The organism is Streptococcus cuniculi (assembly GCF_001921845.1).
Classification (GTDB): Bacteria; Bacillota; Bacilli; order Lactobacillales; family Streptococcaceae; genus Streptococcus; species Streptococcus cuniculi.
The window spans coordinates 37598-46013 of the sequence record NZ_MSJM01000010.1 but is presented as its reverse complement, the minus strand read 5'-3'; the positions used below and the strand labels follow the sequence as shown (position 1 = coordinate 46013).

The following is an 8416-nucleotide window of genomic DNA, read 5'->3' as shown; positions in this document are numbered from 1 at the left end:
ATTTTTTTCGTTCATTGACGGTTTATGTCTCCATAAACCACCCTGCACGTTTGGTTCGTCTTCTTTAATTTTCAAAGGTCTTGTCCGTCCGCTCTCTCAAGCGACAACTATATCAGTATATCACCTCTTCCTTAACATGTCAACTACTTTTTGAATTTTTTTTGAATTTTTTTCAATTCTCCATGTCTGGCAATACGGAAAAGGCCGAGGTCATCTTACTGCTAATATAATCTACTACAAATCACCCATGCTTGTCAAGGGGGAGGCGCTATTTTTTACTATATCTTATCTTCACTTATGAGGTGTTGGCGAAGGGAGCGTAGCAGCTTCTTTCGACCTTTGAAGCGAGCACCACTGACGAGCGTATCATACTTTTTAGAATCACGCGGACTTAGTGTAGAACGATAGCGCGCTAGTGAATCACGAAGGCACACTAATTCATCTGTGAGCAGGCCACCACTGCTGACCATATGAGATATTTCTCCTATCTCCTCGTAACGGAGGCGGTCAAAGCCGCGTTTTTGTGTACTTTGTCTACGCAATATATCGTTGACATAATTACGGAATTTGACCTTGAAATAACGAAGCAAGCGAGACTCATCTCTTACGATTTCATCTTCTTGCTGGAGCAAGCGATATAGGACATACATTCCTTCTTGATCCCAGTCTTCCGGTTCCCATAGTTTGACATAGTATTCCCGCCGTGTCTTTTGAACAATCGGTCGTACCTTGGCATACACTTCTTTAAACTCCATATTTTTCTCTCCTTTCTCTATAGTGGATTTCCCTATAGGAAGTATATCCAATCAGAGAAAAAAGAAAAAGGACTTTTTTGTCCTAAATCTTTGGTCAGCAAGGAACTAAAGGACTTTTCCTCACTTCTATTGACACCTATTCTTTTATTCCTTAGCAAAGCGATAAAAAACGCCTGCTTACGAAATCGTTTTTATCAAAGCGATTTCGTAAACAAGCGTTGCGTTTTCATCTGATGAGTGTTCCCGCTGGGAAAAACCCAGCGGTAGACCAGAGCTAGACTAAGAATGCCTCAACATTCCACCATCATAACACTCAACAAAATTGATGATCTTATACAAGTTCAATGATTGCCATTGGTGCAGCGTCACCACGACGTGGTTCCGTTTTCAAGATACGAGTGTATCCACCGTTGCGTTCTGCATAACGAGGTGCGATTTCAGAGAACAATTTTTGAAGAGCTGTAGTTGATGTGTATTTATCAGTAGCTTCATCATAGTTTTCTGATGCGATTTCGTTACGAACAAATGCTGCTGCTTGACGACGAGCGTGCAAGTCACCACGTTTACCAAGTGTAATCATTTTTTCAACTGTTTTACGGATTTCTTTTGCACGAGCTTCAGTTGTAACGATTGATTCATTGATCAAAAGATCTGTTGTCAAGTCGCGAAGCATTGCTTTACGTTGTGAGCTAGTGCGTCCTAGTTTACGGTAAGCCATGTATTCCTCCTTTATTTATCTTTTTTCAATCCCAAACCAAGGTCAGCCAATTTAACTTTGACTTCTTCAAGACTCTTGCGTCCAAGATTGCGTACTTTCATCATTTCTGGTTCAGTTTTTTTTGTCAAATCAAATACAGTATTGATACCTGCACGTTTCAAACAGTTATATGAACGAACAGACAAATCTAATTCTTCAATCGTACGATCCAACATACGATCATCTGATGCTTCTTCAGCTTCTTTCATCACTTCTGCTGATTTCGCAACTTCTGTCAAATCAGTAAACAGACCTAAGTGCTCCATTAGAATACGCGCAGAAAGACCCAAGGCATCTTCTGGAATGATTGTCCCGTTAGTCATGATTTCAAGCGTTAATTTGTCAAAACCGTCGTTGCTACCAACGCGAGCTGGTTCAACTTGATAATTGACTTTTTTCACTGGCGTGTAGATAGAATCTACTGCAAGTGTGCCAACTGGCGCATCATCTTTTTTATTGCCTTCAGCTGGTACATATCCACGACCGGTATTCACCGTCATGATAGCTTTAAAGCTCGCACCTTCACTGATGGTAAAGAGATAATGGTCAGGGTTAACAATTTCAATATCACTATCTGTCAAGATATCTCCTGCAGTAATTTCTGCCGGACCTGTAACATCAAGCTCTATCGTCTTTTCGTCTTCGACATAAGATTTTACAGCAATGCCTTTGATGTTCAAAATAATTTGCATCACATCTTCACGGACACCTGGAACTGTGTCGAACTCGTGTAGTACACCGTCAATTTTAATAGACGTTACTGCCGCACCTGGTAGTGACGCAAGAAGTACACGACGAAGTGAGTTCCCAAGAGTTGTTCCATAACCACGTTCTAATGGTTCGACAACAAATCTGCCGTAATCTTTATTTTCATCAATTTTTGTTATAGTTGGTTTTTCAAACTCAATCATTTCTTACTCCCTCTTAAACGAAAAGCTGTGTATCGTTAGTTGATTATACACGGCGACGTTTTGGAGGACGAGCACCATTGTGTGGTACAGGAGTCACATCACGAATTGCTGTTACTTCAAGACCAGCGGCAGCAAGAGCGCGGATAGCAGACTCACGACCTGAACCTGGGCCTTTTACTGTAACTTCAACTGTTTTAAGACCGTGTTCTTGTGCAGATTTAGCAGCTGCTTCTGAAGCCATTTGAGCCGCAAATGGTGTAGATTTACGAGAACCTTTAAAACCAAGAGCACCAGCTGATGACCAAGCGATCGCATTACCATGCACATCAGTAATCATAACAATAGTGTTATTAAATGTAGCGTGAATGTGTGCAATACCAGATTCGATATTTTTTTTCACACGACGCTTACGTGTTGGTTTAGCCAATTTTTCTACCTCCTATTTTATTTTTTCTTACCTGCAATCGCAACAGCTTTACCTTTACGAGTGCGAGCGTTGTTTTTAGTGTTTTGTCCACGGACAGGAAGTCCACGACGGTGACGAATTCCACGGTATGAACCGATTTCCATCAAACGTTTGATGTTCAAGTTTACTTCACGACGAAGGTCACCTTCAACTTTAATCGCATCTACTTCACGACGGATTGCATCTTCTTGATCAGAAGTCAAATCTTTTACGCGAACATCTTCTGAGATTCCAGCTGCTGCAAGAATTTTTTTAGATGTTGCAAGACCAATACCGTATACGTAAGTCAATGAAATTACTACACGTTTGTCGTTTGGAATATCAACTCCAGCAATACGAGCCATTTTTTCTCCTTTCTATCTTATCCTTGACGTTGTTTGTGTTTTGGATTTGCTGGGCAAATTACCATAACACGACCATTACGACGAATAACTTTGCAGTATTCGCAAATTGGTTTGACCGATGGTCTTACTTTCATGTTTAATCCCTCCAAGTATTTCGACTATTTAAAGCGGTATGTGATACGTCCACGTGTCAAGTCATATGGACTAAGTTCAACCGTTACGCGATCACCGACCAAAATACGAATGTAGTTTTTGCGGATTTTTCCTGAAACAGTTGCGAGAACCTGGTGTCCATTTTCCAACTCTACAGTAAACATAGCATTTGGCATGGTATCAACTACCTTACCTTCAATTTCAATCACATCTTCTTTTGCCATGCAAAAGTATCCCCCTCTAAATTTCGATTTGATGTCCTCTGAACACAGAGGTAACAATTATAAGTCAGACTAAGCTATTCTATCATTTTCGTCAAGAAAACGCAAGCTAAATCCCCTATTTTATTGCAATTTTGATAAAACTTTTTCAATATCTGCAAAGACGACTTCGATGTCTTGATCCCCTTCAATATCGTGTACTAAACCTGCAGCACGATAGTGATCAATGATCGGTTGTCCTTGGGCAATATTGACTTCTAAGCGACGTTTGACAGATTCTGGTTTGTCATCTTCGCGTTGGTAGTAATCCTTTTCGTCGTATCCTTCTGCAGGTGGATTAAAGACCTTGTGGAAGGTTTCACCTGTTTCACGATGGATGATGCGTCCGCTGAGACGTTCGACCAACTTAGCTGGATCAATCTCGATATTGATAACCCCTTCGAGTGTGATGCCAAGGTTTTTCAAGGCTTCATCCAAGGCATGTGCTTGCTCGATTGTTCGAGGGTAGCCGTCCAATAAGAAACCTTTTTCCTTGATATCTTCTTGCGCTAAGCGTTCTTTGACAATACCATTGGTTACTTCATCAGGCACCAAGTCACCTTTATCAATATAGGATTTTGCCAACAAACCCATTTCTGTCTGATTTGCCATCGCTGCACGGAACATATCACCTGTTGAAATATGCACTACGTCAAATTTTTCAACAATTTTTGCAGCTTGCGTTCCTTTACCAGCACCTGGCAAACCCATAATTAAAAGATTCATGATAAACTCCTTATTTTGTTTTCACATAAATTTGCCACGATTGACAAACTTATCAAAAAACAAAATAGAAGGTTGACTAGGTCAACCTATAGTCTATTCTGTTTCCATGAAACCTACATATTTTCTCTTGAGCAGGTAACCTTCTAACTGCTTGATTCCTTCGATACTTGTCATAATCACGATGATTAAACTTGTTCCGAGGAAGGCAATTTTAGAAGTGAGCCCAAAGACATTTTGTGCAAGAATCGGTAACAATGCAACAAATCCTAGGAATAGGGATCCAACTGTTGCAAGGCGTGTTAATAATTTTGAGAAGTATTCTTCTGTTCCCTTACCTGGACGCACTCCGTGGATGTACGCTCCACTCTTTTGGAGATTTTCTGCAGCCTTTTCTGGATTTACCTGAACAAAGCTATAGAAGAAGGTAAAGAGAATAATCAATACAGCATAAACAATCATCCCTTTGATTGTAGAGTAATCAAAGTATTCTCGAACAGTGGATAGCCAAGAAATACTCTTATTCTGGCTCGCAAAGAACTGGAGAAGTGATGTCGGAATAGCTGTAATAGAACCTGCGAAGATGACCGGAATAACACCTGCCGGATTGAGTTTCAACGGCAAGTAAGAACTTGACGGTGCACCTTGAGCACGTTTAGTGTATTGGATTGGAATTTTATACTCTGCTTGTTGAACGAAGGTTGTAAAGTAAACAATTGCTAAAACTGCTACCAACAAAACGCCAACTAACAGGGCAGATTCTCCCAAACGACTTGATTCGATATTGACAAAGCGATCAACATAGATATCGTGAATCGTATCAGGTAGTGATGAGATGATTCCGGCAAAGATAATCATGGATGTACCATTACCATATCCTTTATCCGTAATCTGCTCACCAAGCCAAGTCACGATAGCAGAACCCGTTGTCAAAATTGCCCCAATAATGAGATAGGTCTTCCAATTCAGGGGCATAGTTGTCAGCTTGGCTCCGGACAAGGCATTAAAACTTGCAGTGATTCCGGCTGACTGGACAAAAGCTAAAGCCAAGGAAATGTAGCGTGTCGCTTGATTCAACTTACGACGTCCTACTTCCCCCTGCTTACCCCATTCCACAAACTTAGGTACGAGGTCCATCTGCATCAGCTGAACAATGATTGAGGCAGTGATGTAAGGACTGACACCTAAGGCGAATACGGAGAAATTACGCATGGCATTCCCGGAAACCAAACTCAACATATTCAAAAATGGAATATTGGATAAGGCTTCGAGACTTTTAACGTTCACTCCTGGAACTGTGATGTGCGTTCCAACACGAAAGACAAATAAGATAAAAATCGTAAACAAGATTTTCGTACGGACGTTCTTTACCTTAAATGCATCTTTTAATAGTTTAAAAAACATAGGTCACCTCTCTTAGATGACTTCTACTGAACCACCTTTGGCAGTAATAGCCTCTTCAGCTGATTTAGAGAATTTCGCTGCTTTCACAGTCAATTTCTTTGTCAATTCGCCGTTACCAAGAATTTTAATTCCTGATTTTTCAGCTTTCACAATACCAGCTTCAACAAGCACAACTGGTGTTACTTCTGCACCATCTTCAAAAGCGTTCAATTGGTCAAGATTAACAATCGCATACTCTTTAGCATTGATGTTAGTAAATCCACGTTTTGGAAGGCGACGGAACAATGGAGTTTGTCCACCCTCAAAACCTAGACGTACGCCACCACCGCTACGAGCTTTTTGACCTTTTTGTCCACGACCTGAAGTCTTACCGTTACCTGATGATGTACCACGACCAACGCGGTTACGAGTTTTACGAGAACCTGTAGCAGGTTGTAATTCATGAAGTTTCATTTATTTTCTCCTTATGTGTAAAATGCTAGCGCCTTTAGGCTGGGTAAGGCCTCAACCTAAAAACTCGCCTATACAGAATTGACAGTAAGTCGCAAAGATTTCTCTAAGCGACTTCGTCATGTGTTTTTTCAAAGTTACAATTAGTTAACTTCTTCAACAGTTACCAAGTGAGAGATTGCTGTAACCATTCCACGAATAGCAGCGTTATCTTCTTTGATAACTGAACTGTTTAATTTGCCAAGTCCAAGGGCAACAACTGTTTTACGTTGTTCTGGTTTGCGACCGATTGGAGACTTAGTCAAAGTAATTTTAATTTGAGCCATGTTATCCCCTTTCTTATGCTAAATCAGAAACTGAAACGCCACGAAGTGCAGCCACTTCTTCCGCACGTTTCAATTGTTTCAAACCTTCAACTGTTGCACGTACAACGTTAATTGGAGTGTTTGAACCAAGTGACTTAGAAGTCACATCAGCGATACCTGCCAACTCGATAACCGCACGAGTAGCACCACCCGCAGCAACCCCAGCTCCTTCTGCAGCTGGTTTCAACATGATGCGAGCTCCACCAAATTCTGAACGAACTTCGTGAGGAATTGTTGTACCAACCATTGGTACTTCAATCAAGTTTTTCTTAGCAGATTCAACTGCTTTACGGATAGCTTCTGGTACTTCTTGAGCTTTACCAGTACCGAAACCTACACGACCATTACGGTCACCAACAACCACAAGAGCTGCAAAGCGAAGACGACGTCCACCTTTAACAACTTTTGTAACACGGTTGATGGCTACTACGCGTTCTTCAAATTCAACTGCGTTATCTTTAAATGCCATTTCTTAGTGTCCTCCCTATTAGAATTTCAATCCGTTTTCACGAGCTGCTTCAGCCAATGCTTTCACACGTCCGTGATAGAGATATCCACCGCGGTCAAAGACCACTTCAGAAATACCTTTCGCTACTGCGCGTTCAGCAACGAGTTTACCTACAACAACGGCTTGTTCTGTCTTAGTACCTTTTGAAACTTCTTTATCAAGAGTAGAAGCGCTTGCGAGCGTTACACCCGCTACGTCATCAATCACTTGAGCGTAGATGCCTGTATTAGAACGGAAAATGTTCAAACGTGGGCGAGCAGCAGTTCCAGAGATTTTACCGCGAACACGACGATGGCGTTTTTGGCGGATTTTGTTTTTATCTGGTTTTGAAATCACAATTTTCACCTCTTAATTATTGATCATATCTGTATGAGATACGTTGGAATATAATGCGCGATGTGGAAAATCCACTCGGAAACATCATTATTTACCTGTTTTACCTTCTTTGCGGCGAACAAATTCACCAACATAGCGGATACCTTTACCTTTGTAAGGTTCAGGAGCACGAAGGCTACGGATATAAGCTGCTGTTTGACCAACAACTTCTTTGTTGATACCAGACACGATGATTTGTGTTGGTGCTGGAACTTCAAATGTGATACCTTCTGGTGCAACCACTTCATCTGGATGTGATTTACCAACAGCAAGTGTCAATTTGTTACCTGCAAGTTGCGCACGGTAACCGACACCACGCATTTCAAGTTCTTTTTTGAAGCCTTCAGAAACACCAACAACCATGTTGTTGAGGTTAGCACGGCTTGTACCGTGAATAGTCTTCATTTCTTTTGAATCGTTTGGACGGTGAAGTGTTACTTCAGTACCTTCCACACGGATTTCAATAGCAGTTGGGAATTCACGAGTCAATTCCCCTTTAGGTCCTTTTACAGTTACCACACCGTTGTTTTGCGAAAGCTCAACACCAGCAGGCAATGTAATTACTTTATTACCAATACGTGACATGTTTTTATTTCTCCTGTTAGATTATCAGGCCGATCAACGACCAGTTTTCACGGGAGCTTATGATACTAAGGACGTAAAGAGCAAAGCGAAATTAGGGAATCGACGATTGTTCGATGAACAAGAGAAGATTTATCTATTTCGCACGGCTCTTAGTCCGTGTTCACATCCGCAAATCCGGCTGAATAGCATCACTAAGCTAAGTTATTATTTGATAAACAATCAGAACTCGGACTTTGCAAAATAGATAAACAATCTTGCGGTGCCCGTAATGCTCCTCATATCATCTAGGTATTGCCTTGCAGGCAGTACTGACGTACGGCAAAAGGCAATAACGACGAATCATGACGAATTTGGAAGCTA

At 41.2% G+C, this 8416-nt stretch carries 14 protein-coding genes; all 14 read right to left on the bottom strand.

Features of this window, described 5'->3' with window-relative positions; translation table 11 throughout:
- Positions 1-278: 278 nt before the first annotated feature.
- Complete coding sequence (locus BU202_RS09695; protein ID WP_075105564.1) at positions 279-755, bottom strand: hypothetical protein; 477 nt, start codon at positions 753-755, stop codon at positions 279-281.
- Between the two features lie 331 nt (positions 756-1086).
- Positions 1087-1473: a 50S ribosomal protein L17 gene (gene rplQ / locus BU202_RS09690; RefSeq protein WP_000331493.1), complete on the bottom strand. Its 387-nt coding sequence runs from the start codon at positions 1471-1473 to the stop codon at positions 1087-1089.
- 11 nt (positions 1474-1484) lie between these two features.
- Positions 1485-2423, bottom strand: coding sequence for a DNA-directed RNA polymerase subunit alpha (locus BU202_RS09685; protein ID WP_075105563.1), 939 nt, complete (start codon positions 2421-2423; stop codon positions 1485-1487).
- Between the two features lie 43 nt (positions 2424-2466).
- Positions 2467-2850 (bottom strand): 30S ribosomal protein S11, encoded by a 384-nt coding sequence (gene rpsK / locus BU202_RS09680; RefSeq protein ID WP_004195509.1) that lies wholly within the window; start codon positions 2848-2850, stop codon positions 2467-2469.
- Positions 2851-2867: 17 nt separating this feature from the next.
- Complete coding sequence (gene rpsM / locus BU202_RS09675) at positions 2868-3233, bottom strand: 30S ribosomal protein S13 (RefSeq protein ID WP_002936622.1); 366 nt, start codon at positions 3231-3233, stop codon at positions 2868-2870.
- A 17-nt stretch (positions 3234-3250) separates the two neighbouring features.
- Positions 3251-3367, bottom strand: a complete 117-nt coding sequence (gene rpmJ, locus BU202_RS09670) for a 50S ribosomal protein L36 (protein ID WP_001808836.1) — start codon at positions 3365-3367, stop codon at positions 3251-3253.
- 24 nt (positions 3368-3391) lie between these two features.
- Entirely contained in the window at positions 3392-3610 is a 219-nt protein-coding gene (infA, locus tag BU202_RS09665; RefSeq protein ID WP_002936627.1) for a translation initiation factor IF-1, read from the bottom strand.
- Between the two features lie 120 nt (positions 3611-3730).
- Positions 3731-4372, bottom strand: a complete 642-nt coding sequence (locus tag BU202_RS09660; protein WP_075105562.1) for an adenylate kinase — start codon at positions 4370-4372, stop codon at positions 3731-3733.
- Positions 4373-4465: 93 nt separating this feature from the next.
- Entirely contained in the window at positions 4466-5773 is a 1308-nt protein-coding gene (secY, locus tag BU202_RS09655; RefSeq protein ID WP_075105561.1) for a preprotein translocase subunit SecY, read from the bottom strand.
- 12 nt (positions 5774-5785) lie between these two features.
- Entirely contained in the window at positions 5786-6226 is a 441-nt protein-coding gene (gene rplO, locus BU202_RS09650) for a 50S ribosomal protein L15 (RefSeq protein ID WP_075105560.1), read from the bottom strand.
- Between the two features lie 140 nt (positions 6227-6366).
- Positions 6367-6549, bottom strand: coding sequence for a 50S ribosomal protein L30 (gene rpmD / locus BU202_RS09645; RefSeq protein ID WP_067087637.1), 183 nt, complete (start codon positions 6547-6549; stop codon positions 6367-6369).
- Positions 6550-6562: 13 nt separating this feature from the next.
- On the bottom strand, positions 6563-7057 hold the full coding sequence (gene rpsE / locus BU202_RS09640; protein ID WP_075105559.1) for a 30S ribosomal protein S5: 495 nt from the start codon (positions 7055-7057) through the stop codon (positions 6563-6565).
- 18 nt (positions 7058-7075) lie between these two features.
- The gene (gene rplR / locus BU202_RS09635) at positions 7076-7432 is read right to left on the bottom strand and encodes a 50S ribosomal protein L18 (protein ID WP_067087634.1); all 357 of its coding nucleotides are present in this window, start codon (positions 7430-7432) and stop codon (positions 7076-7078) included.
- An 87-nt stretch (positions 7433-7519) separates the two neighbouring features.
- A complete protein-coding gene (rplF, locus tag BU202_RS09630; protein WP_075105558.1) occupies positions 7520-8056 on the bottom strand; it encodes a 50S ribosomal protein L6 in 537 nt (178 codons plus the stop codon).
- Positions 8057-8416 lie beyond the last annotated feature (360 nt).

What these genes read in the sequence shown, in the direction of transcription:
- BU202_RS09695 (WP_075105564.1), bottom strand. Translation starts at nt 755, where the DNA reads ATGGAGTTTAAAGAAGTGTATGCCAAGGTACGACCGATTGTTCAAAAG.
- rplQ (WP_000331493.1), bottom strand. Translation starts at nt 1,473, where the DNA reads ATGGCTTACCGTAAACTAGGACGCACTAGCTCACAACGTAAAGCAATG.
- BU202_RS09685 (WP_075105563.1), bottom strand. Translation starts at nt 2,423, where the DNA reads ATGATTGAGTTTGAAAAACCAACTATAACAAAAATTGATGAAAATAAA.
- rpsM (WP_002936622.1), bottom strand. Translation starts at nt 3,233, where the DNA reads ATGGCTCGTATTGCTGGAGTTGATATTCCAAACGACAAACGTGTAGTA.
- rpmJ (WP_001808836.1), bottom strand. Translation starts at nt 3,367, where the DNA reads ATGAAAGTAAGACCATCGGTCAAACCAATTTGCGAATACTGCAAAGTT.
- infA (WP_002936627.1), bottom strand. Translation starts at nt 3,610, where the DNA reads ATGGCAAAAGAAGATGTGATTGAAATTGAAGGTAAGGTAGTTGATACC.
- BU202_RS09660 (WP_075105562.1), bottom strand. Translation starts at nt 4,372, where the DNA reads ATGAATCTTTTAATTATGGGTTTGCCAGGTGCTGGTAAAGGAACGCAA.
- secY (WP_075105561.1), bottom strand. Translation starts at nt 5,773, where the DNA reads ATGTTTTTTAAACTATTAAAAGATGCATTTAAGGTAAAGAACGTCCGT.
- rplO (WP_075105560.1), bottom strand. Translation starts at nt 6,226, where the DNA reads ATGAAACTTCATGAATTACAACCTGCTACAGGTTCTCGTAAAACTCGT.
- rpmD (WP_067087637.1), bottom strand. Translation starts at nt 6,549, where the DNA reads ATGGCTCAAATTAAAATTACTTTGACTAAGTCTCCAATCGGTCGCAAA.
- rpsE (WP_075105559.1), bottom strand. Translation starts at nt 7,057, where the DNA reads ATGGCATTTAAAGATAACGCAGTTGAATTTGAAGAACGCGTAGTAGCC.
- rplF (WP_075105558.1), bottom strand. Translation starts at nt 8,056, where the DNA reads ATGTCACGTATTGGTAATAAAGTAATTACATTGCCTGCTGGTGTTGAG.